Origin of the sequence: Micromonospora kangleipakensis, from assembly GCF_004217615.1 — a bacterium.
GTDB lineage: Bacteria > Actinomycetota > Actinomycetes > Mycobacteriales > Micromonosporaceae > Micromonospora > Micromonospora kangleipakensis.
The window spans coordinates 4,274,921-4,297,221 of record NZ_SHLD01000001.1 but is presented as its reverse complement, the minus strand read 5'-3'; the positions used below and the strand labels follow the sequence as shown (position 1 = coordinate 4,297,221).

22 protein-coding genes and 1 pseudogene are annotated in these 22,301 nt (G+C 73.1%); 12 read left to right on the top strand and 11 right to left on the bottom strand.

From position 1 onward, the window contains the following. Positions 1 to 16: 16 nt before the first annotated feature. The 3 genes from EV384_RS20575 to EV384_RS20565 all read right to left on the bottom strand — a co-directional run bounded on the left by EV384_RS20575 (position 17) and on the right by EV384_RS20565 (position 3,521). On the bottom strand, positions 17 to 1,615 hold the full coding sequence (locus EV384_RS20575) for an FAD-dependent monooxygenase (protein ID WP_130335705.1): 1,599 nt from the start codon (positions 1,613 to 1,615) through the stop codon (positions 17 to 19). Positions 1,616 to 1,697: 82 nt separating this feature from the next. Continuing rightward, on the bottom strand, positions 1,698 to 3,038 hold the full coding sequence (locus EV384_RS20570; RefSeq protein WP_130335704.1) for a nicotinate phosphoribosyltransferase: 1,341 nt from the start codon (positions 3,036 to 3,038) through the stop codon (positions 1,698 to 1,700). Positions 3,039 to 3,221: 183 nt separating this feature from the next. Further along, entirely contained in the window at positions 3,222 to 3,521 is a 300-nt protein-coding gene (locus EV384_RS20565) for a YciI family protein (RefSeq protein ID WP_130335703.1), read from the bottom strand. A 132-nt stretch (positions 3,522 to 3,653) separates the two neighbouring features. Here EV384_RS20565 and dinB point away from each other — a divergent pair, with 132 nt between their 5' ends. Genes dinB through EV384_RS20550 form a run of 3 tightly spaced genes read left to right on the top strand, consistent with a single transcriptional unit; the run spans position 3,654 to position 6,152 of the window. Further along, the gene (gene dinB, locus EV384_RS20560; RefSeq protein ID WP_130335702.1) at positions 3,654 to 4,841 is read left to right on the top strand and encodes a DNA polymerase IV; all 1,188 of its coding nucleotides are present in this window, start codon (positions 3,654 to 3,656) and stop codon (positions 4,839 to 4,841) included. A 36-nt stretch (positions 4,842 to 4,877) separates the two neighbouring features. After that, the gene (locus EV384_RS20555; protein WP_242624509.1) at positions 4,878 to 5,267 is read left to right on the top strand and encodes a VOC family protein; all 390 of its coding nucleotides are present in this window, start codon (positions 4,878 to 4,880) and stop codon (positions 5,265 to 5,267) included. A gap of 42 nt (positions 5,268 to 5,309) precedes the next feature. Next, entirely contained in the window at positions 5,310 to 6,152 is an 843-nt protein-coding gene (locus tag EV384_RS20550; protein ID WP_130335698.1) for a TIGR02452 family protein, read from the top strand. Positions 6,153 to 6,315: 163 nt separating this feature from the next. Here the strand turns inward: EV384_RS20550 and fdh are convergent. Beyond that, a pseudogene (gene fdh / locus EV384_RS20545) lies at positions 6,316 to 9,579 on the bottom strand (formate dehydrogenase); the annotation flags it as partial. 131 nt (positions 9,580 to 9,710) lie between these two features. On the opposite strand from fdh, the gene EV384_RS36790 reads away from it, so the two are divergent. Next, complete coding sequence (locus tag EV384_RS36790) at positions 9,711 to 9,836, top strand: hypothetical protein (protein WP_278045620.1); 126 nt, start codon at positions 9,711 to 9,713, stop codon at positions 9,834 to 9,836. A gap of 35 nt (positions 9,837 to 9,871) precedes the next feature. Next, positions 9,872 to 11,446, top strand: a complete 1,575-nt coding sequence (locus EV384_RS20535) for an FMN-binding glutamate synthase family protein (protein ID WP_130335692.1) — start codon at positions 9,872 to 9,874, stop codon at positions 11,444 to 11,446. Between the two features lie 3 nt (positions 11,447 to 11,449). Here the strand turns inward: EV384_RS20535 and EV384_RS20530 are convergent, their stop codons facing one another. From EV384_RS20530 to EV384_RS20515, 3 genes are all read right to left on the bottom strand, one after another. Beyond that, positions 11,450 to 12,163 carry an RraA family protein gene (locus tag EV384_RS20530; RefSeq protein WP_130335690.1) on the bottom strand — a complete coding sequence of 238 codons (714 nt, stop codon included), beginning with the start codon at positions 12,161 to 12,163 and terminating at the stop codon, positions 11,450 to 11,452. Positions 12,164 to 12,208: 45 nt separating this feature from the next. After that, positions 12,209 to 13,525 (bottom strand): FUSC family protein, encoded by a 1,317-nt coding sequence (locus tag EV384_RS20525; RefSeq protein WP_130335688.1) that lies wholly within the window; start codon positions 13,523 to 13,525, stop codon positions 12,209 to 12,211. 84 nt (positions 13,526 to 13,609) lie between these two features. Further along, positions 13,610 to 14,362: a dienelactone hydrolase family protein gene (locus EV384_RS20515; protein ID WP_130335686.1), complete on the bottom strand. Its 753-nt coding sequence runs from the start codon at positions 14,360 to 14,362 to the stop codon at positions 13,610 to 13,612. Between the two features lie 133 nt (positions 14,363 to 14,495). On the opposite strand from EV384_RS20515, the gene EV384_RS20510 reads away from it, so the two are divergent. The 3 genes from EV384_RS20510 to EV384_RS20500 are packed head-to-tail and all read left to right on the top strand — an operon-like array spanning position 14,496 to position 15,930. Further along, on the top strand, positions 14,496 to 14,942 hold the full coding sequence (locus tag EV384_RS20510) for an SRPBCC family protein (RefSeq protein ID WP_130335684.1): 447 nt from the start codon (positions 14,496 to 14,498) through the stop codon (positions 14,940 to 14,942). 59 nt (positions 14,943 to 15,001) lie between these two features. Then, positions 15,002 to 15,526: a GNAT family N-acetyltransferase gene (locus EV384_RS20505; protein WP_130335682.1), complete on the top strand. Its 525-nt coding sequence runs from the start codon at positions 15,002 to 15,004 to the stop codon at positions 15,524 to 15,526. Positions 15,527 to 15,558: 32 nt separating this feature from the next. Next, positions 15,559 to 15,930, top strand: coding sequence for a hypothetical protein (locus EV384_RS20500; protein ID WP_130335680.1), 372 nt, complete (start codon positions 15,559 to 15,561; stop codon positions 15,928 to 15,930). A gap of 1 nt (position 15,931) precedes the next feature. Here EV384_RS20500 and EV384_RS20495 read toward each other — a convergent pair whose 3' ends face one another. Further along, the gene (locus EV384_RS20495) at positions 15,932 to 16,351 is read right to left on the bottom strand and encodes a hypothetical protein (RefSeq protein ID WP_130335678.1); all 420 of its coding nucleotides are present in this window, start codon (positions 16,349 to 16,351) and stop codon (positions 15,932 to 15,934) included. A gap of 165 nt (positions 16,352 to 16,516) precedes the next feature. On the opposite strand from EV384_RS20495, the gene EV384_RS20490 reads away from it, so the two are divergent. Next, positions 16,517 to 16,930, top strand: coding sequence for a ribosomal maturation YjgA family protein (locus EV384_RS20490; RefSeq protein WP_130335676.1), 414 nt, complete (start codon positions 16,517 to 16,519; stop codon positions 16,928 to 16,930). Between the two features lie 65 nt (positions 16,931 to 16,995). Here the strand turns inward: EV384_RS20490 and EV384_RS20485 are convergent, their stop codons facing one another. Continuing rightward, entirely contained in the window at positions 16,996 to 18,177 is a 1,182-nt protein-coding gene (locus EV384_RS20485; RefSeq protein ID WP_130335674.1) for a CaiB/BaiF CoA transferase family protein, read from the bottom strand. A 192-nt stretch (positions 18,178 to 18,369) separates the two neighbouring features. Between EV384_RS20485 and EV384_RS20480 the strand changes: the two genes are divergently transcribed. Then, positions 18,370 to 18,771, top strand: coding sequence for a DUF2267 domain-containing protein (locus EV384_RS20480; RefSeq protein WP_130335672.1), 402 nt, complete (start codon positions 18,370 to 18,372; stop codon positions 18,769 to 18,771). 56 nt (positions 18,772 to 18,827) lie between these two features. Then, positions 18,828 to 19,613 (top strand): DUF427 domain-containing protein, encoded by a 786-nt coding sequence (locus tag EV384_RS20475; protein ID WP_242624177.1) that lies wholly within the window; start codon positions 18,828 to 18,830, stop codon positions 19,611 to 19,613. Here EV384_RS20475 and EV384_RS20470 read toward each other — a convergent pair whose 3' ends face one another. Both EV384_RS20470 and EV384_RS20465 read right to left on the bottom strand, forming a co-directional pair. Beyond that, a complete protein-coding gene (locus EV384_RS20470; protein WP_242624176.1) occupies positions 19,614 to 20,336 on the bottom strand; it encodes an MFS transporter in 723 nt (240 codons plus the stop codon). Positions 20,337 to 20,400: 64 nt separating this feature from the next. Beyond that, complete coding sequence (locus tag EV384_RS20465; RefSeq protein WP_130335668.1) at positions 20,401 to 21,330, bottom strand: diacylglycerol/lipid kinase family protein; 930 nt, start codon at positions 21,328 to 21,330, stop codon at positions 20,401 to 20,403. Between the two features lie 168 nt (positions 21,331 to 21,498). On the opposite strand from EV384_RS20465, the gene EV384_RS20460 reads away from it, so the two are divergent. Then, the gene (locus EV384_RS20460) at positions 21,499 to 22,254 is read left to right on the top strand and encodes a L,D-transpeptidase family protein (RefSeq protein ID WP_130335666.1); all 756 of its coding nucleotides are present in this window, start codon (positions 21,499 to 21,501) and stop codon (positions 22,252 to 22,254) included. The last annotated feature ends 47 nt before the right edge of the window (positions 22,255 to 22,301 follow it).

Here is a 22,301-nt window from a genome sequence, read left to right as displayed (position 1 = left end):
TGAGGGTACGGGCTGTTCAGGAGGGTGGGAGCCACCGGTCGAGGTAGCCGACCAGCGCGGTCCAGCCCTCGGCGCCGGATCGGAAACCGATGTGGCCGTCCGGTCGGACCAGGTACAGCGCGGCGGCGTCGGCGCCAAGGCCGAGCCGGTGCAGGGCGCGGCCATCCGGGTCGTGCAGGGTGCCGGGCTCGTCGCCGAGGCCGAGGCGGTGGACCGTGAGACCCCGGCCTCGGCACAGCTGCTCGACCCGTTCGGCGGCCCAGGCCCGACCCGGCCCGCACAGCAGCAGGTGCCAGCCCGGCGGGCCGGTGACCTGGTGCAATGTCGCGGATCGCCCGTCGCGCACCACAGGCCCGTCGGGCAGCCGGTCGCCGGCCCGGGGCCCGCGCCGGGGCGGGCGCGGCCCCTCCACCGACAGGGGGCTGCGCCGGTACCGGATGTCGAGCTCGGCGACCGTGCGAAAGGCGAACGCCCGGCCGGCCCGGGCCCGCGCTGCCAGCGGGATGACGGCGGGGGCGAGGCGGGTACGGGCGAAGCGGACGAGCGGGTTGGTGGAGGTGGCGATGGTGAAGGCCCGGTCGGTGAAGCGCAGCACCATCCGCCCGATCGGGGCGCGTTCGGGTTCGTAGGTGTCCAGCAGCCCGGCCGCGCCGCCGCGGAGGGTGTGGGCGAGCTTCCAGCCGAGGTTGATCGCGTCCTGGATGCCGGTGTTCATCCCCTGGGCCCCGACGGGGCTGTGGATGTGCGCGGCGTCGCCGGCCAGCAGGATCCGCCCGGCCCGGTAGTGCCGGGCGGCGCGGTGGTGCAGCTTGAAGTTGGTCATCCACACCGGGTCGTGCAGCCGCACGGTCCCGCCGGTGTACCCGTCGGCGAGCGTCTGCACCTGGTCGAGGGTCACCGTCGCGTCCGGTGGGGTGGGGTCGGCCGGTGGTCGCATCACCAGCAGCCGCCAGCTGGCCGGCCGGCCGAGCGGGAAGAAGAGCAGCATCCCGGTATCGGAGAGGAACGCGTGCGCCGCCCCGGTGGCGGGACCGTCGGCCTCGACGTCGGCCAGCACGAACGTCTGCGGGTAGGAGCTGCCCTCGAAGGCGATCCCGGCGTCGCGGCGAACGGCGCTGTGCGCGCCGTCGCAGCCGACCACGTACCGGGCGCCGACCGTCTCCTCCCGGCCGTCGCGGTGGCGCAGCTGGCAGGTCACCTGGTCGGTAGTGCTGCGCAGGTCGACCAGCTCCACGCCGCGCTCGACGGTCACGCCCGAGGCCCGCACGTGTTCGGCGAGGACCCGTTCGGTCTCGGCCTGGGACAGGAACAGCAGGTGCGGGTAGGCGGTGTCGGCCAGGCCCAGGTCGAACATCGGCAGGGTCAGCACCCGGTTCCGGACGTGCAGGTGCAGCCGCACCGCCGGGTTGCCCTCGGCGATGAGCTGGTCGGTGACGCCGAACCGCGCCAGCACCTCCAGGCTGCGCGGCTGGATCGCCAGGGCGCGCGACTCGTGGACCCGGTCGAGGCTGCGGTCGATCAGGCGTGGCCGGACGCCGTCCGCGGCGAGTTGCGCGGCCAACGCCAGGCCGGTCGGGCCGGCACCGACGATCAACACATCCACCGCGGCGGTCATGGCGTCAACCTACGGCCTGGTCGGGGTTGGCGGGGGCCACGCCACGGTTCGGCTGCTGCCTCGGGTCGCACCTGCCGCCTGATCAGTACGCGCCGGCCCGCCCCACCTGCGCGGTCACCCGGTCCCGCAGCTCGGTGAGGCCGGGACTGACCGTCGCGGTGAGCGGGGTCGGGTCGGCCAGCCGGCGCGCCGCCTCGGGCAGCCAGGCGAGGTCCGCGTCGAACCGGCGGCGCGCGGCCTGCACCTCACCGGCCGGATCGGCGGCCTCGACGCGAACTCCGCCGCGCATAACCGGCACGAGCAACGGCTCGCGGCCCGCCGGTGGCGGTTCGTCGCGCAGCCCGACCACGTCGCCGCTCGCCCCGGTGGGGTCACGGAAGACCTGCTTGGGGCCGGGCAGGGTGGCCTTGCCGGGCGACAGCTTGAGCACCGGCCGGTCGCCGAAGGCGACGAGTTTGTAGGCGCTGTCCAGGGACGGGGCGTCGAAGGAGACGCCCATCCGGGTGCCGACGCCGTAGGCGTCGATCGGTGCGCCCTGTGCGACGAGGGCCGCGATGAGGTCCTCGTCGAGGCTGCCGCTGGCCACGATCTTCGCCTGGGTGAGCCCGGCGCCGTCCAGGATCGCGCGGGTCTGCTCGGCCAGGTCGGCCAGATCGCCCGAGTCGAGCCGGACACCGAGCGGCCCGGTCACCCCGAGCTCGGTGATGACGTCGACGGCGGCCCGTACGCCGGCGGGCGTGTCGTAGGTGTCGACGAGGAAGATCGGGTTGGCGGGAAAGTCGGCGGCGAACGCGCGGAACGCGGCCCGCTCGTCGGGAAACGCCTCGACGTACGAGTGGGCCATCGTCCCGGACGGTCGCAGGCCGTAGCGTCGGGCGGCCTCGACGTCGCTGGTGGCGGCGAAGCCGGCGATGGCCGACGCCCGCGCCACCCCCGCCCCCGCCTCGAGCCCGTGCGTACGGCGGAAGGCGAAGTCGACCAGCTCCGCGTCCCCGGCGGCGAGCCGGCAGCGGGCGGCCTTGCTGGCCACCGTGGTGTGGAAGGTGATCAGGTTCAGCACGCCGGTCTCCACCAGCTGCGCCTCGGCGATCGGCGCGGTCACCTCCACCAGCGGCTCGTCGGCGAAGACCACGCGTCCCTCCGGCACGGCCCGGACGTCCCCGGTGAAGCGCAGCCCGGCGAGCGCCGCGACGGTCGGCTGGTCGAGACCGACGACGTCGCGCAGGTAGCCCAACTCGTCGTCGTCGAAGGAGAAGGTCTCCAGGAACGCCAGCGCCTCGGCCAGCCCGGCGGCCACCAGGAAGCCGCGCCGGGGCGGCAGCCGGCGGACGAAGAGGCTGAACGTGGCGGCTTCCACCATGTCACGGCGCAGGTAGCTGGCCGCCATCCGCAGCTCGTACAGGTCGGTACGCAACCCGGTCATGCCACCTCCACCCGCTCGGCGCCGCCACCGGCGGACCGGCGACGTCGACCCGATCCCCGCCCGGCCTCGCTCCCACTGTCTGCGATCCGGTGGCGGTGCGTGCGGGAAATGGAACATCGTCGTCGACGCTCGGGGGCGACGTCTCCAGCGGTGGGCGCTCCGCGCCCGTCCGCGGTCTCGTCCCTACGCGGGCCGGCGCCCGTCGAGCCGGACGGTCCACGGCTCGACGGTGTCGACCTCGAGGTGCGAACCGCTCCACGGATCACGCGCGAGCGTCGCGCGCACGGCGCCCTCCGACTCGGCCTCGACGGCGAGCGCCACGCGGCGCTCGTCGGCCAACGGGCCGCCGAGGACGACGAAGCCCGACGCCACGAGCCCGTCCATGAACGCGGCGTGTGCCGACCAGTCGAGCTGCTCCTCCACCGGCCGCGCCGGGTCCCACCGGGGGCCGGACCGCCGGAGCGTGACGAGGTACATCGCCATGCGCCGATCGTAGGACCCCGGCCTCCGCGCGTCGCGGCCCGAGCCGCCCGACCGGCTCGAGGAAGGCCTCCGGCAGTCACCATTTCGGCAGGTCAGCGCAGTACGGCGAGCCCGCCATGCGAACATGTGTTCGTGTCGGGCGACGCCACCATCCTGCACGCCGACCTGGACGCGTTCTACGCGTCGGTCGAGCAGCGGGACGACCCACGGCTGCGCGGCCGGCCGGTGATCGTCGGCGGTGGCGTGGTGCTGGCGTGCAGCTACGAGGCGAAGGCGCTCGGGGTACGCAGCGCGATGGGCGGGCGGCAGGCGCGGCGGCTCTGCCCGGACGCGATCGTCGTGCCGCCGCGGATGGCGGCCTACACGGCGGCGAGCCGGGCCGTGTTCGAGATCTTCCGAGGGACCAGTCCCCTGGTCGAGGGGCTCTCCATCGACGAGGCGTTCCTCGACGTCGGCGGCCTGCGCCGGCTCGCCGGCCCGCCGCGCGACATCGCCGTGCGACTGCGCCGCGAGGTGCGGGAACGGGTCGGCCTGCCGATCACCGTCGGGGTGGCCCGGACGAAGTTCCTGGCGAAGGTGGCCAGCGGGGTGGCGAAGCCGGACGGGCTGCTGGTCGTCGCGCCGGACCGCGAGTTGGAGTTCCTGCACCCGCTGCCGGTGGAGCGGCTCTGGGGCGTCGGCCCGGTCACCGCGGCGAAGCTGCGCGACCGGCGCATCCGTACCGTCGGTCAGGTGGCCCGGTTGGGCGAGGCGACCCTCGTGTCACTGCTCGGCGCGGGCGCCGGTCGGCACCTGCACGCCCTGGCGCACAACCGCGACCCGCGCCCGGTGCAGGTCGGCCGGCGGCGGTCCTCGATGGGCGCGCAGCACGCCCTCGGTCGGGAGCCGCACTCCCCCACGGACCTCGACGCCGTCCTGGCCGGGCTCGTCGACCGGGTGACCCGACGGATGCGCGCCGCCGGGCGGACCGGCCGCACGGTAATGCTGCGACTGCGGTTCGGCGACTACACCCGGGCGACCCGTTCGCACACCCTGGCCAAGGCGACGGCACAGACCGGGCCGCTGCTGGCGGCGGCGCGGGCGCTGCTGCGGACGGCGCTGCCGGAGATCGACGCCCGGGGCGTCACGCTGATCGGGGTGTCGGTCGGCAACCTCGACGACGGGCACGAGCAGCCGCCGCTGCCGTTCGACCGTGATCCCGGCGCCGACCTCGACGCCGCGGTGGACGCGGTCCGGGACCGGTTCGGGTCGGCGGCGCTGACCCGGGCGGTGCTGCTCGGCCGCGACCCGGGCCTGGAGATGCCCCGCCTGCCGGACTGACCCCCCGAGCGGCCGTTGTATGGTCCACGGGTGTCGATGTTCCGCACGCCGCAGGTCATCCTGTTCAGCGAGGACGTCACCCGGGCGGCCGCCTTCTACGCGCGGCTCGGGTTCACCGAGACGTTCCGGGTGCCCACCGAGGGTGAGCCGATCCACGTCGACCTCACCCTCGACGGCTACCGGATCGGCATCGCGTCGGTCGACTCCACCCGCAACGACCACGGCCTCGCCCCCGTCCCGTCGGGTCAGCGCGCGGCGGTCGTCCTGTGGACCGACGACACCGCCGCCGCGTACGAGAAGGTCACCGGCGACGGCGCGCCCGCCCTCGCGGCGCCGCACATCTGGCTCGACCGGCTGCTGATCGCCTGGACCGCCGACCCGGACGGCAACCCGATCCAGCTCGTCCAGCACCTGCCGGCCCGATAACCGGTCGTCGCCACCCACGCCGCTGCCGCACAATCGGCGGTCATGAGTACGCGGCTGCGGGCGATCGCCCGCGACACCCTGGACATCCTCGACGCCGGCCACTACCGCAACGCCGCCGGCGCACGGGTCGACCTCGCGGGCCGGGTGCGTGCCGCCGTCGCCGGCACCCGGCTGCACCTGCCCGCCGACCCGCTGCCCACACCCCCGACCGGCGGTGGCGCGCCGGCCGTCGAGGTGACCGGGGAGAGCACCCTGGTGGCCGCCCGGCGGCTCGCCGAGGACGGGGACGTCGCCGCGCTGGTCTTCGCCTCGGCGAAGAACCCGGGCGGCGGCTTCCGTACCGGGGCGCAGGCTCAGGAGGAGAGCATTGCGCGGGCCTCCGCGCTCTTCCCCTGCCTCACCGCCGTCGGCGCGTTCTACGAGTTCCACCGGGAGCAGCGCGACCTGCTCTACAGCGACCGGGTCATCCACTCGCCCCGGGTGCCGGTGTTCCGCGACGACAAGGGCCGACTGCTCGACGCCGCCCACGAGGTGTCCTTCCTGACCGCCGCCGCGCCGAATCGGGGCGCGGTGCTGCGCAACCAGCCCGCCGACATCGACCGGGTGGCGCCGGTGCTGCGGACCCGGGCGCGCCGGGTCCTCGCGGTCGCCGCGGCGCACGGACACCGGCGGCTGGTGCTCGGCGCGTGGGGCTGCGGAGTGTTCCGCAACGACCCGGCCACCGTGGCGGAGGCGTTCGCGCTGGCCCTGGCCGACGCGGCCGGCTGGTTCGACCAGGTGAGCTTCGCGGTGCTCGACCGGGCCGATGGTCCGGTGTACGCCGCCTTCGCCGCCCGCTTCGGCGCCGCGCCCGCTGGCCCGCATCCTGGTAGCGGACCAGCCTGAGCGTGCCAGTGCGTCGCCGGCCAGCGGCCGACGACAACGGCGATGCATCCGATGCAGGCGCTGGTGTCGACCCCATCCGCGCTGGGGCTTCCGAGCCTGCGTGAGGCGCCGGGTCCACCGGGCCGTACCGGCTGTTGGCATGCAGCATCGATCAGGTTTCCTGGTCGCCGCCGCTGTCCGCAGCGCCGGTGGTGACGATCGGCGGGTATTGCGAGAAGAGGTCCCCCGACCGCCGCCGGTAATCGGCGACGAGGTCGCGCAGCTCCCGACCCCTCGGCCGTCGACCGGGTCGGATGTCGCAGGTCCCGACCTTGCTCTCCTGGATCAGTACATTGGGGTCGAGCGTGATCCCGAACAGGTCGTTGGCCGAGTCGCCTCGGGTGAGGCCCTCATATCCCCAGTGATAGGGCAGCCAGATCTGGTGGATGATCCGGTCGTCGATCCGCAGCGGCGTGAGCCGGTCGGTCACCATGACGCGCGCCTCGATGGCGGCGCGCGCGCTGACCAGGTGGGCCCAGCCCAGGTGGGTCAACCCCCGCTCGACCGCCAACTCCGGCGACACCTCGACGAACATCGCTGGCTGCAGCTCGGCGAGGTGTGTCACCGTCCGGCTCATCCCGCCCGCCGTGTGGTGCTCCGTGAGCCGGCTGACTGTGAAGACGTACGGAAAGATCTCGCTGTGCGGCTGCGGCGGGCTCGGGTTGAGCGAATTGACCGGGTGCACATAGACCTTGCGGGTCGGGTTGGCCTGCTGGCCGTAGAGCGGGTTACTCACCGGCGACTCGGCCGGCTCGTAGTGGGTGGGCAATGGCCCGTCGAGCACCCCGGTCGGCGCGTACAGCCAGCCCTTGCCGTCGCCCTGCATGATGAACGGGTCGTCGCCGGCGAGCCCCTCCACACCAGTGGCTCCCTCGGGCGGCCGATAGGACGGCGGCTTCGTCTTCTCGAAGTCCGGCACGTCGTAGCCGGTCCACTCGCCCTTTCCCTCGTCCCACCAGACGTACTTCTTCCGCTCGCTCCACGGTTTACCATCGGGATCGGCCGAGGCACGGTTGTAGAGGATCCGCCGGTTGGCCGGCCAGGCCCAGCCCCACTCCGGGGCCACCCAGGTCTGCTCCGAGCCGGGCCTGCGGCGGGCAGCCTGGTTGACACCGTCGGCGAACAGCCCGCAGTAGATCCAGCACCCGCCGGCTGTGGAACCGTCGTCCTTCATCTCGGTGAACAGCGACAGGGGCCGGCCGGTGGCCACCTCGTAACCGTTGATCTCGCGCAGCACGTCCTCGGCGCTCGGCTCGGCGTGCGGGCCGTGCGTCGGATAGTTCCAGTTGAGGTCGAGCAGCGCCCGATCGCGCGGCCGGGTCGAGTCCGCCAGCCGCTCGCGGATGATGCGGCCGAGGTGGTAGAAGAACCACAGCTCGGAGCGGCAGTCGCCGGGCGGGTCGAGGGCTTTCTCCCGCCACTGCAGCAGCCGCTGGGTCTGGGTGAACGTGCCCTCCTTCTCGACGTGCGAGGCGGCGGGCAGGAAGAAGACCTCGGTGCGGCACCGCTCGGTCACGAGCTCACCGGTCTCGATCTCAGGGGCGTTCTTCCAGAACGTCGCGCTCTCGATCATGAACAGGTCGCGGACCACCAGCCAGTCCAGGTTGGCCATGCCCAGCCGCTGCGCGCGGCCGTGCGCGGAGCCGACCGCCGGGTTCTGGCCGAGCAGGAAGTGGCCCTTCACCTTGCCGTCGATCATGTTCAGCACCTGCTGGTACGTCCCGTGGTCGCCGGTCATCCGCGGCAGGTAGCCGTAGCAGAAGTCGTTCTCCGGCGTGGCCGCGTCACCCCAGTACGCCTTGAGCAGGTTGACCCCGTATGCCTTCGCGTTGCCCCAGAAGCCCTTCTGGCCCGGATGCTGGATGCTCTCGATCCAGTCGTCGAACGTCGGGTGGTCGGCGTGGTGCGGCATCGGCAGATAGCCGGGCAGCAGGTTGAACAGCGTCGGGATGTCCGTCGAGCCCTGGATGTTGGCGTGTCCCCGCAGGGCCATGATCCCGCCGCCCGGGCGGCCCACGTTACCCAGCAGCAGCTGGATGATCGCGCCGATGCGGATGTACTGCACCCCCACGCTGTGTTGCGTCCAGCCCACCGAATAGACGAGCATGCTGGTCCGGTCCCGGCCGGAGTTCTCCGTCCAGGCGCGCGCCAGCTCCAGGAACTTCTCCGGCGGGATGCCGCAGACCCGCTCGACCATCTCCGGGGTGTAGCGGGCATAGTGGCGCTTGAGGATCTGGTAGACGCAGCGCGGATGCCGCAGCGTCTCGTCCCGCTCGGCCTGCCCGACGATCGGTGCGCCGTGCGACTCGTGCTCCAACCCGGCCGCGGTCTCCCGCTGGGTCTCCGTGTCGCGCACCGCGCCGATGGGCTCGTGCCCCTCGTACAGCCAGCTCGCCTGGTCGTAACTGGCGTTGTTTGGTTTGAAGCCGGAGAACAACCCGTCCAGATCCTCGGTGTCGCGGTAGCCCTCGGTGAGGATCGTCGCCGCGTTGGTGTAGGCGACCACGTAGTCACGGAAGTCCAGTTCGTTGTCCAGGATGTACCGCACCACGCCGCCGAGCAGCGCGATGTCGGTGCCCGCCCGGATCGGCAGGTACGTGTCGGCGAGCGCGCTGGTCCGGGTGAACCGCGGGTCGACGTGGAAGACCTTGGCGCCGCGCTTCTTCGCCTCCATCACCCACTGGAAGCCCACCGGATGCGCCTCGGCCATGTTGGAGCCCTGGATGACGATGACGTCAGAGTTGATCAGGTCCTGCTGGAAGTCCGTCGCGCCGCCACGACCGAAGCTGGTCCCCAGACCGGGGACGGTGGCGGAGTGTCAAATCCGGGCCTGGTTCTCGATCTGGAGCGCCCCCATCGCCGTGAACAGCTTCTTGATGAGGTAGTTCTCCTCGTTGTCCAGCGTCGCCCCGCCCAGGCTGGAGATGCCCAACGTCCGATTCAGCGGCCGACCGGAGTCGTCGACGTCCTCCCAGGTCTCGTCACGGGCGGCGAGGACCCGGTCGGCGATCATGTCGAGCGCCACGTCGAGCTCCAGGTCCTCCCACTCCGTGCCGTACGGCCGGCGGTAGCGGACCTTGGTCTGCCGCAGCGGACTGGTGACCAGGCTCTTGCTGGCCGACCCCTTCGGGCAGAGCCGACCACGGGAGATCGGACTGTCCGGGTCACCCTCGATCTGGGAGACCTGCCCGTCCTTGACGAACACCCGCTGCCCGCAGCCCACCGCGCAGTACGGGCAGACCGAGCGGGCCACCGAATCGGCGGTCTCAGTGCGGGCGGTCAGCGACGTGGAGCGCGCGGACTTGGCCGCGGCGCCCCGGCCAAGCGGATCGGTGCCGGTGAGCTGGCGATAGACCGGCCAGCCCTCGATCCAGGTGCGCACACCCATCTCGGAATCTTTCCGACGAAACGGACTAGAACGCGGACGGTCCGACACTAGATGAGTTGCCAGCCGGGCGCAGCGCGTTGACAACGGCGACCGCTGCCCAGCGGCGCGCGGTCTGACGCAGGGCCGCCACCATGATCTTCGTCGGCCTCCCGGTAGACCTGGCAGAGATCTCGGAGCAGCGCCTCCAGGAACTGGTCGAGCACGCGTGGCGCAACAAGGCACCCAAGCGGCTGGTGGCCGCGCACGACGCCCGGTAGTTTCGCGCACCCGCCGGCCGGGGAGAGAGGCGGGCATGAAGTGGGCCAGTCGTGCCGTACCCGTCGTCTCCGCCGCCGTCGCCGCCCTCGCCGCGCGCGACCTGCTCCAGCGCGACCACGCGCTGCTGCGCAACTTCCCGGTCATCGGCCGGGCCCGCTACCTGCTGGAGGCGATCGGGCCGGAGCTGCGGCAGTACATCGTCGCCGGGAACAACGAGGAGCGGCCGTTCACCCGGGACCAGCGCCGCTGGATCTACGCCTCGGCGAAGAAGGAGAACAACTACTTCGGCTTCGGCACGGACAACGACATCGAGTACACCCCCGGCTATCCGATCATCAAGCACCGGACGTTCGGCCGGGCGGTGCCGCCGTCGACGCCGACCGCCGGGCACGAGGTGGAGCTGCCCTGCGCCAAGGTGCTCGGCGGGCCGCGGGGCCGGGCGAAGGCGTTCCGGCCGGCCTCGGTGGTCAACATCTCCGGGATGAGCTTCGGCTCGCTCTCCGGCCGCGCGGTGGAGGCGCTCAACAAGGGCGCCGCGCTGGCCGGCTGCCTGCAGAACACCGGCGAGGGCGGCCTGTCGCCGTACCACCGCAATGGCGGTGACCTGGTGTTCCAGCTTGGCACCGCGTACTTCGGGTGCCGGGACGAGCGGGGGCGGTTCAGCCTGGACCGGCTCAAGGACCTGGTGGCCGGCGCGCCCGTGCGGGCGTTGGAGGTCAAGCTGAGCCAGGGCGCGAAGCCGAGCCTCGGCGGGCTGCTGCCCGGGGCGAAGGTGTCGGCGGAGATCGCCGCGACCCGGGGCGTCCCGCAGGGCCAGGACTGCGTCAGCCCGTCCCGGCACGCCGAGTTCTCCGACTGCGACAGCCTGCTCGACTGGGTGGAGCTCCTCGCCGCCGAGACCGGACTGCCGGTCGGCGTCAAGTCCGCCGTCGGCGACCTGGGCTTCTGGGACGAGCTGACCACGCTGATGCGGGACACCGGCCGGGGCGTGGACTTCGTGAACGTCGACGGCGGCGAGGGCGGCACCGGCGCCGCGCCGCTGATCTTCACCGACTCGGTGTCGCTCCCGTTCCAGCAGGGCTTCACCCGGGTCTACCGGACCTTCGCGGAGAAGGACCTGCACGAGCGGACGGTCTTCGTCGGCGGCGGCAAGCTGGGCCTGCCCGACAACGCCGTCGTCGCGTTCGCGCTCGGCTGCGACATGGTCAACGTCGGCCGTGAGGCGATGCTGGCGATCGGCTGCATCCAGGCGCAGAAGTGCCACACCGACACCTGCCCGACCGGCGTCGCCACCCAGAATCCCTGGCTGGCCCGGGGCCTCGACCCGACCCTGAAGTCCGTACGCGCCGCCAACTACCTCCGTACGCTGCGCCGCGACCTGGTCAAGGTCGCCGAGGCCTGCGGCGTCGAACATCCCGGCCTGATCGACACCGACGCGGTGGAGATCCTCGACGGCCGGACCGCGTCCACCCCGCTGCGCGAGGTCTACGGCTACCGCCCCGGGTGGGGCCTGCCGTCGGCGGCCGACCGGGCGGAGATCGTCCGGCTGATGACCGCCGAGGCGCCCCGCGGCGGCAGCGCCCCGCCGTCCCCGACCGCGGTCGGCTGAGGCTCACTCCTCGATCGCCCCGCCCACCGTGCGCAGGTGCGCGCGGAAGGTCAGCGCCGGATCCTCGACCCGCCCGGCGAGGTAGGCGGCGAAGCGCACCTGGTCGCGCAGCGCGACGCCGGCGCGGATCCGCTCGGCCTGCCGCCGCTCGGCGTCCCGGATCGACGCGGCGAGGGTGAGCAGCTCACCGGCGCGGCGCGCGGGCACGAAGAGCACACCGTCGTCGTCGCCCAGGGCGACGTCCTCGGCGTCCACCGTCCACTCCCCCACCGCCGCCGACTGCAGCGCCAGCGGCGGACGGGCGTCGAGGCGCTGCGGGCCGGTGGGGATCGCGCCCAGGCTGAACACCGGCAGCCCAACCGCCCGGATGTCGGCGGTGTCCCGGTGCAGCCCCCAGACCACCGCGCCGGCCAGGCCGGCGGCCTGCGCCTCCAGCACCACCAGGTCGCCGACGCAGCTCTCGTCGGTGCGGCCGGCGTTGTCGACGACCAGCACGTCGCCGGGGGCTGCCCGGTCGATCGCCTCCAGGAAGATGTCGACGCTGCCGACGTGCCGGGTGGGCGCGACCCGACCGGCCAGCCGCGCACCGGGCAGGACCGGCCGTACGGCGGCGGGCGCGCAGCGGACCGGGACCGCCGCCCGCAGGCAGGCGTCGGCCACGTGCGCGGCGGTCAGCGACGCGAACCGGGTGCGCAATTCGTGCGGATCGAGGCTCATGGCCCGACCGTAGTCAGCGGGGCCGGATCCGGTGGCGGGCCACTTTCACACTCGTGGCCTGTGCCGGCCCCGGCGTCGGCCGTGGGTCCGGCGGGTCGACCGTCGGTGCCGCCGGGTGCGGGGCGTCCCGGTGTGCGGGCGCGGCCGGTGCAGGTGGGCCCGCGCCGGCGGTCGCACCTCCGCCTGCCCCCGGCCGGCCGCCTCGCGCACCACCCGGTTGGCGTCGTCCGGTTCGTACTCGATCGCCCGGAGCAGTTCGCTGTCCGCCGTCCGCAGGTCGGTGATCAGCGCGTCGCCGTAGGACCGCACCCCCTCGGCCCAGGCCCGGCCGGCGAGCTCGGCGCTCTCCCGGACGAGCCGGCGGGTGCGCTCCGGATCCACGTCCGCCTGGTGGTCCTGGCGCAGCTGCCGTATCGCGTCGCTGAGCCGGGTGACGGCCACCGGCAGCGACGGCGGGATCGGCTCGTCGTACTGCAGCGCGGTGGCGGACCGGCGGGCCACGGACCGGGCGTACAGGATCAGCCGTTCCAGGTGTTCGGCGCCGCGGGCGTACCGGTGGTACCGCGCCCGGCGGTGCCAGCGGGCCGGTGCGAGGGTGACCACCTCACCGGCGCCGCTGAGCGCCTCGTTCAGCCGCCCGACGTCGGCGTCCATTCCGCGAAGCTGGTCCAGGGCGCGGATCGCCGCGTCGGCGTCCCGCGCGGTCAGGGCGTGCGCCACCGCGTCCAGCTGGCCAGTGACGGTGGCGAAGATCGGCGCCGCCGCCCGGTCCAGCACCCGCAGCGGGTTGATCGGCAGCAGCAGGGCCACCACCAGGATGCCGACCAGGGCGCCAACCAGGGCGTCGAAGATCCGGGGCACCTCCAGGCCGGGCTGCATCGGGGCGAGGGTGGAGATCAGGACGGCCGTACCGCCGGCCTGGCCGACCAGGGCGCCGCCCCGGCCGGCGACCAGCAGCGCGGTGGCGATCGCCAGGGCGACGACCAGGCCGGTCTGCCAGGCCCCGGAGCCAAGCATGAAGCGCAGCAGGTCCCCGACGACGATGCCGAGTCCCACGCCGCCGAGCAGCTCGAACGTCCGGCGGGCCCGCTGGCCGATGGCGGTGGCGATCGTGCCGACCGCCGCCGCCGGGGCGAAGACGTGCGCGCCGGGGCCCAACAGCTTCTGGGCGATCAGCGCCGCCAGCGCGGCGGCCAGCCCCGCCTGCACGGCGATCACGATGGTGACCTCCAGCTGGCGCAGCCGGACCCGGCCGGCCTGCCCGCCCTGCCGGCGGGCCTGGGCCACCACCCGGCCGCCCCGCTCGACGACCTCGTCCAGCGGCGACCGGACGGAGTCGGCGGCGGGGCGGTCGTCGGGCATGGCGGCGGTTACCCGGCCGGTGGCGGGTGAATCGTCCCCGGGCGGGTCATCTGCGCCGGGTGGCGGCCCCGCCGGCGGCGGAGGTCAGCGGTGGACCGTGCGGTCGAGCAGGTCGAACAGGGCGTTCCAGTGCCGCTCGGTGGCCTGCTCGTCGTACATGGCGGTGTCGGCCATGGTGAAGCCGTGCGGCGCGCCCGCGTACAGCTCGGAGCGGTAGGTGACCCCGGCGGCGTCGAGCGCCTTCTCCAGAGTGGCGATCTGCTCGGCGGTCATCGACTGGTCGTTGTCGGCGTGGGCGAAGTACACCTCGCCGGTGACCGACCCGACGCCCAGGTGCGGGCTGTCCGGCGCGTCGGTGACGACCCGGCCGGCGTGGAAGCTGGCCAGCGCCGCGATCCGGTCCGGGTACGCCTCGATCGCGCGCAGCGCGTTGGTACCGCCCATGCAGTACCCGGTGATGGCGACCGGCCCGGCCGCGACATCCTCCCGCGCCTCCAGGACGTCCAGGTACGCGCCGGCGTCGCGGGCGACGGCGTCCGGGGTCAGCGCGCCGATGAACGGCATGAGCTGCCCGAAGATCGCGCCCCGCCGCTCCGGGTCGGCGAGCCCGGACAGTTCGACCAGCGGCGCCCGGCCGGCCCGGTAGAACAGGTTGGGCACCAGCACGACGTAGCCCCGGGCGGCGATCCGCTCGGCCATCTCGGCCAGCCGGGGCCGCAGCCCGAACGCGTCCATGAAGACCAGCACCGCCGGGAACGGCCCGTCCCCGTCCGGCCGGACGAGATACGCGTCCGCGACACCGTCGCTGGTCGGCACGTCCACGGTCGTGGTTTCCACCCCGGAGCCTCCTCGCTGATCGTCTCGCCGTGCACGCTACCCGCGGCGCTGCCGGTCCGCCCGGTTCGGCTGGCGGGGCCACCGGCGGGCGCTCACACTGGGTGCGGCCGTCCGTACGACAGTTGGGATTCGGGTGCCGGTGGACGTGGTGTCGGAGGTGGTGATCGACCGCCCGGTCGCCGAGGTGGCCGCGTACGCGGGCGACCCGTCGAACGCGCCGGACTGGTACGTCAACATCAGGTCGGTGCAGTGGCTGACGCCGCCGCCGCTGCGGGTCGGCTCCCGGGTCGCCTTCGTGGCGCACTTCCTCGGCCGGCGGCTCGCCTACACGTACGAGATCGTCGAGCTGGTCGCCGGCGAGCGGCTGGTCATGCGGACGGCCGAGGGTCCGTTCCCGATGGAGACGACCTACCGTTGGGAGCCGGTCGGCGAGGGTCGAACCCGGATGACCCTGCGCAACCGCGGTGAGCCGAGCGGCTTCGCGACGGTCGCCGGGCCGGTGATGGCCGCCGCGATGCGCCGGGCGAACCGCAAGGACCTGGCCCGGCTGAAGGCCCTGCTGGAGGGGCTCGGGGACTGAGCCGCCCGCCGCCGAAAATCGGGCGCGTGCCGCGTCCCGGTGCGCCTATCGTGTCCGCGATGCTGATCAGACGCGAAACCCCCGCCGACGTCGACGCCGTCCGCGCCGTGCACACCGCCGCCTTCGCGAAGGACGACGCCGCGGGCGCCGTACCGGTGGAGGCAACCCTGGTCGACGCGCTCCGCGCGGACGACGACTGGCTGCCCGCGTTCTCCCTCGTCGCCACCGATGCGGGCGGCGAGGTCGTCGGCCACGTGGTCTGCACCCGCGGCACCGTGGCCGGCGCGCCGGTCGCGCTCGGCCTGGGGCCGCTCGGCGTGCTGCCGGCCTGGCAGCGCCGCGGTGTCGGCTCGGCGCTGATGCACGCGGTGCTGGGCGCCGCCGACGCGCGGGACGAGCCCCTGGTGGTGCTGCTCGGGCACCCGGAGTACTACCCGCGGTTCGGCTTCCGGCCGGCGGTGGACCTGGCGGTGACGCCGCCGGGTCCGTGGGGGCCGCGCTTCTTCATGGCCCGCCCACTGAGCGCCTGGCAGCCGACGATCCGGGGCGAATTCGCGTACGCGAAGCCGTTCGCCGCGCTCTAGCCCCGCACAGCAGGCTCGGGCATGCTGGGTGGATGGGAGAGGTGCGACCGATGCCCAGCTTCGGTGACCTGTTCACCGACCTGCGCGGCGAGGACCGGACGATGCGCGTCAGCTACCACCCGGACCGCGGCGCGGTGGTGGTGTCCCTGTGGAGCGGCACGTGGTGCCGGGGCTCCTTCCGGATGCCCGTCGACGACGTGCGGAGGCTGACGACCCTGCTCACCGAGATCGAGGCGTCGGTGGCGGGGCCGTCGGTCGCGCCGGCCGGCGACGGGCCCGCGGCGAGGGCCGCCGTCGCGGTCGAGGCCGCGTCGCCGGAGCCGGCCGTCGACCAGACCGGCGACATCTCGGGTACGACGCACCGCGCGGCCCTGCCGATCCTGCCCACGCCGCGGGTGGCCTAGCTCAGGGGCGGAACTGACGCAGGGACCGCACCTGCCGGAACTCCAGGCGGGCCCTGGTGATCAGGCACGGCCCGCTGGCGCGGTTCTCGAACGTCACGTCGAGGTGCGGGCCCCACAGGTCGTTCTCCTTGTCGGAACCACCGTTGCCGTTGCGCGAACTGCCCGCGATGCCGTCCTTGATGTAGGCGCTCACCCTGGCCACCTTCAGCGCCGGCAGGCGGGCCGCCTCCGACGCCTGGAGTTGCTCCTGCCTGCCGTCGCTCCGTGCCGACTTCCAGGCGGGATACAGGGCGACCGCCGCCACGACGAGGGCGAGCGCGACGACGTCGGCGCCCGGGGTCCGCCACGACCAGTCGGCATCGCGCCGCGCGGCTGGAGGCGGGGTCGGCCTCTTCTTCCTGCCGCGGGCCGGGTTCCTCACGCGGTGCCTCCGATTCGTGACTGGGCGGCATGGGCGTCTCCTATTCGGACCGGGTAACCGCGTGGGAGCGGCTGATCTCCGCCCTCCGGCGGATTGAAGCGGTGCCGGTCTCGGGCCGGGTCGCCGGGGGCGGTGCGGGCCGAGCCCGCCGGTAGCATCGGCGGGATGTCGATCAGGCCGGCGCTGGTCCGGGTGCTCATGCTGGTGGCGGCGGCCCTGTTCCTGGCGGTCGCGCTCACCATCCGGGCCCTTTCCGACGGCCGCCTCGAGCAGTACTCCGGCACCGCCCTCTATGCGTCGATGGTCTACGCCGGGGTGCTGTTCCTGTGGCCAAGGATGTCCCCGCTGCCGGCGGGGGCCGTCGCGGTCGCCTTCTGCTGGGCGGTCGAGTGCGCGCAGCTGACCGGCATCCCGGCCGCGCTGTCGGCGCGCAGCCTGCTGGCCCGGCTGGTGCTGGGCGTCCAGTTCGACCCGACGGACCTGCTCTGGTACCCCGTCGGCGTGGCACCCCTGGTCGCGGCCCACTGGATGCTGGCGGCCCGCCTCCGGCCGGCCGCTCAACGGCTGACGCCGACGTGACGGATCAGTCAGCCGGGAGCGACGGGGCGCCGGCCGCCCACCGGCAGGACGGCGGGGGCTGGCGATCAGCTCTCCTCGGCGGCAGGGCCGCCCGGCTTGCCGGAAGCCAGCCAGGCGAGCACCTCCGCGGTGTGCTCACCGAGCCGGGGCGGTCGCCGGTGGTAGACCGCGGGCGCACCTGACAGCGTGATCGGGTGGGCGACCTGACGCACCGGCTGCGGTCGTTCCGGCCCGGGGATCTCCACGACCGGCGCCAGCCCGAGCTCCGTGGCGAGGCTGAAGGCTCCGGCGAGGTCGTTGACCGGCCCGCACGGCACGCCGAGGCGGCTGAGCGCCGCGGCCAGGTCGTCGGCGGACCGCAGCGCCGTTCGCTCGGACAACGTGGTGATGAGCGTTTCCCGGTGGCGTACCCGGTCGGCGTTGCTGACGTAGCGCGGGTCCTCGGCGACGGCGGGGATGCCGAGTGCCCGGCACAGCGCGCCGAACTGCGCGTCGGTGCCGACCGCCACCGCGAGCGGCCGATCGGCGGTGGGCAGCAGCTCGTACGGCACGATGCTGGGGTGCGCGTTGCCCAGGATGCCCGGGACCACGCCGGCTGCGACGTAGCCGGATGCCTGGTTGACCAGCGCGGACAGCAACGACGAGAGCAGGTTGACCTCCACGTGCTGGCCGGCGCCGGTGACCTGGCGGTGGCGCAGCGCGGCCAGGATGCCGACGGTGGCGTGCAGGCCGGTGATCACGTCGACCACGGCGACCCCGACCTTGACCGGCTCGCCCGGCCGGGTGCCGGTGACGCTCATCAGCCCGCCGACGGCCTGGACGAGCAGGTCGTATCCGGGCCGGTCGGCGCCCGCGCCGGAGCCGAAGCCGGTGATCGAGCAGTAGACGGCACGCGGGTTGGCGACGGCGATGTCGGCGTGACCCAGGCCGTAGCGTTCCATCGTGCCGGGGCGGAAGTTCTGCACGATCACGTCCGCCCGGTGCGCCAGGTCCCGAGCGACGGCCAGATCGTCCGGATCGGTCAGATCCAGCGTCACCGACCGCTTGTTGCGGTTGACGGACAGGTAGTACGTAGCGGTGCCGTCGTGGTCGTACGGCGGACCCCAGGCGCGGGTGTCGTCACCCGCACCGGGACGTTCGACCTTCACCACGTCGGCGCCGAGGTCGGCCAGGAGCATGGTGGCGTACGGCCCGGCGAGAACCCGACTGAAGTCGGCGACGAGCACCCCGTCCAGAGTCCCGGTCATGCGGCCCACTCCTCAACGACTGCGACGTGGTGGCGTCATCGGCGGCGCCGTCCTGGCGCAGTCGCTCACCCTAGTGAGGCCTCCAGGAGATCCCGGAACGGGTCGCCCCGCCGGTGGCGCTCGCGCGCTTTCCCGTTTGAGGTGGCGGTGCGCGGGAAGACGCCGCTGACATCCGAGAGAAAGGCCCTGAAGGTGGACGACAACGAGTTCATCGGCTTGGTGGCGAAGCGCTCAGGGACGTCATCGGAGCAGGCGACCGCGGTCACGCGGGCCACCCTGACGACCCTGGCGGAACGGATCGACGGCGGCGAGGCGCGTGACCTCGCCGGCCAGCTTCCCGAGGGGCTGCGGGCGTACGCCTTCGGCTCGGGCGAGACCGCCGAGCGGTTCGGACTCGACGTGTTCCTGGCACGGGTCAGCGGGCGCGCCGACGTGGACGTGACACAGGCGAAGGACGGGGTGACCACGGTGTTCGACGTCCTCCGCGAGGCCCTCACACCCGAGGGGTACGACGACGTCGTGTCCCAGCTTCCGGCGGAGTTCGGGGAGGTCGCCGACCCGACCGCGCCGTTCGTGCAGCGCACGCGCGGCTAGCACAGGGACGGACGTGCGGGGTCGGCCCGCACCGGTGAGGGCCGGGCCGAGGTACGTTGCTGCGCTGGGAGGACGAGGTGCCGGACTATCCCAAGGCGATCACCCCGGTCGACCACATCGAGCCGGCGCCCCGCCGGATCCGCGCGTTCCTCGCCGGTGAGCAGGTACTGGACACCACCCGTGGCCGGTACGTGTGGGAGTGGCCGTTCTACCCGCAGTACTACATCCCGATCGCCGACGTGGCCCGCGATCTCCTGGTCGATGAGGAGCGCACGGAGGGGTCCGGGCGCGGCACCGCCCGGCTGCACGGGCTGCGGGTCGGCGAGACCTCCCGTCCGTCGTGCGGGCGGTGGTACGGGGACGACGCGCTGCCCGGGTTGAGGGACACGATCCGGTTCGACTGGGCCGCGATGGACCGCTGGTTCGAGGAGGACGAGGAGGTCTTCGTCCACCCCCGCAACCCGTACGCCCGGGTGGACGCGCTGCGCTCCACCCGCACCGTACGGGTGGAGCTCGACGGGACGGTGCTGGCCGAGTCGACGTCGCCCGTGCTGGTCTTCGAGACCGGGCTGCCGATCCGCTACTACCTCAACCGCACCGACGTGAACTTCCGGCACCTCGTGCCGTCGGCGACGACGACCGCCTGCCCGTACAAGGGCCGGACCGGCGCCTACTGGTCCGTGCGGGTCGACGGCACGGACCACCCGGACCTGGCCTGGTCGTACGACTTCCCCACCGGGGCACTCCTGCCGATCGCCGGCCTGATCGCCTTCTACAACGAGAAAGTCGATCTGACCGTCGACGGGGAGCGGCTCGCCCGCCCGAAGACGCACTTCTCCTGATCAACCGTGCCGGCGGGTGGCGCCCGCCGTGGAGCGGGCCTGCGGTCCGATCACCGAAGTTCCGTCCATAGAGGAGGGACCACCTCGGACCGGGGCGGCGAGTTGCGATGTGTCATCAACCGCGATCGCGGCCCGGGGGCTGGTGATACTCGCCAGCAGGCCCCACAGGGCGGTCATGGCCGCGATGGTGGCTTTGCTGGTGACCGACCACGCGGTCAGGGTACGGACGACTCGGTCCGGCGCGGTCCGATCGAGCCGGTAGGTGGCGGGCACCGGGTTGAACACACCCATGCAGGTGATCAGCCCGAGCTCGACGGCCATGACGAGCACGAGCCCGGCAGCGCCGGGGCGGATGAAGGCCAACCCGAGGGACCAGCACCTTCGCAGCGCCCCAGCAGTGACCATGACCTTGCGCTGCCCGAACCGCGCGACAAGTCGGCGGGCCAGTCGTGAGCCGATCAGACCGCCGACGCAGGGCACGGCGAAGGCCAGGCCGTACTGCCAGGGGGCGAACCCGAGGTGGCCGAGCATGAGGACGGCGAGCAGCGGCGAGGTCGCCATGATCAGGCTGCTGACCAGGATCGTGTTGAAGAACAGCGGACGCAACGCCGGGTGGGTGAGGATGTACCGCCACCCGTCGAGCAGGTCGCCGGCTCGGAGCCGTGGCGGTGCGTCGGTTCGCGCGGTGCGCGGTTCCCTGCCGCCGGTCGCACGGATGCCCACTGCTGGGCACAGTGATCACACCGTCGCGTCAACCCAGCGGCAACAACGTCATGAGCCGTAGCACCTAACGGTCCGGGCTGTCGGCGGCAGCCATGACGCGCAGCGCGTTGGGGTCCAGGCCGATCCGGATCGGCGTCTCGCCGTACGGCTCGCCGTCGACCTCGACGCGCGCCGGCGGGTCGGTCTCCAGCCAGAGTTGGCGGACGGCGAGGAACGGGTCGTCGCCGAGCGTGCGACGGTGCCCGGTCGCCGCGTTGCGGGCCGTGTCGCGCAGCAGCTCGCGGCGGCTCGGGCCGCCCACCGGGTACGCGACCAGGAGCCGGTCGTCGGCGTTCGCGTCGGCGGTGATCGGCCGGCCGGCGTGGAAGCCGCCGTTCGCCACGTACAGCTGGTGGGTGACGAACTCGTGCTCCCGCCCCTCGGCGCGCACGGTGGCGCGCAGCGGCCGGTGCCGGCGCAGCAGCGCCAGGGCGGTGACCGGATACGCGAGCCGGCCGGTGACCCGTTTGAGGCGCGGCGGCGCCGTGAGCATCACGTCGGCGGAGAGGCCGATGCCGACGTGGTTGGTGAAGCGCATGTCGCCGACGAGCCCGAGGTCGACGTCGATCACCTTGCCGTCGGTCAGGACCGCGACCGCGGCGTCCAGGTCGAGCGGGATGCCCACCGTACGGGCGAAGTTGTTGGTGGTGCCCAGCGGCAGCAGGCCGAGCGCGATGTCGCGGTGGGCGAGCAGGCGCGCGGCGGTGCCGATCGTGCCGTCGCCGCCCCCCGCGACCAGCAGGTCCGGCCCGAGGTCGGCGGCCTCGGCGAGACTCCGCTCGAGCTCGTCGGGCCGGTCGACCGGGTACGTGCCGAGCAGGGTGAAGCCGGCCGCCGTCAGCCGCGACCGGGCGCCCTCGTAGAGCCGGCGGCCCCGGCGGGAGTGGGCGTTGACGACGAGCGCCGCGCACCGCTCCCGCCGGATCGCCGCCCCCAACTCCTGCTTCGTCCGCACAAGGCCAGACCCTATCGCCGATCAGAGGTCAGGAACCGTCGGTACGTGGACCGTGGCCGCAGGTCGACCACGAAGGCGTCAGATCGATATCGATGGCGGTGCGTTTGACAGTTATCCTTTGCTCCCGCGGACTACCGTCGAATCCTGGCAGTTCGGAAAGGAGGGACGATGATTTCCTTCGCACGACGCACCACTCATCAGCGCCACGGCCGTTCACGTACCGCCCTCGGGGTGGCAGTCCTGGTCGCCACCGGCGGCCTGTTCATCCCCGCCAGTTCGGCGTCGGCCGGCGTCCGCACCACGGCAGAGGTGAGTACGGCTCACGTCGCCGCTCAGACTCTGGCCGCGACAACGTCTCAGCCGGTGCTGCGGCAGGGCTCGCGCGGCACGGCGGTGACGACCCTTCAGCGCCGGCTCGCCGCGCTGCACTACGACGTGGGCCCCATCGACGGGATCTTCGGACCCTCCACGTACCACGGGGTCGTCGCCTTCCAGAAGGTGAACAACCTGGTCCGGGACGGGATCGTGGGGCCGCAGACCTGGGGGGCCCTCGCCCGACCGCTGATCCCGAAGCCGAAGTACACGCACTCCGGCTACTCCATCGAGGCGAACCTGACCAAGCAGGTCCTGTACCTGGCGCGCCAGGGGTCCGTCGTACGGATCCTGGACGCTTCCAGTGGCAAGGCCAGCACGCCGACGCCGACCGGCAACTTCAAGATCCAGCGCCGGATCGACGGTTGGCGGCAGAGTTCGCTCGGCCTGCTGTGGCGGCCGAACTACTTCTACTACGGCTACGCGGTGCACGGCGCCACGTCCGTCCCGACCTACCCGGCCAGTCACGGCTGCGTCCGGGTGCCCATACCGGCCATGAACCGACTGTGGTCGATCATCGGCATCGGCACACCGACGCACATCTACCGCTGACTCCCCCATGACGGTGGCCCCCGGTCCTCCCGGGGGCCATTGTCATG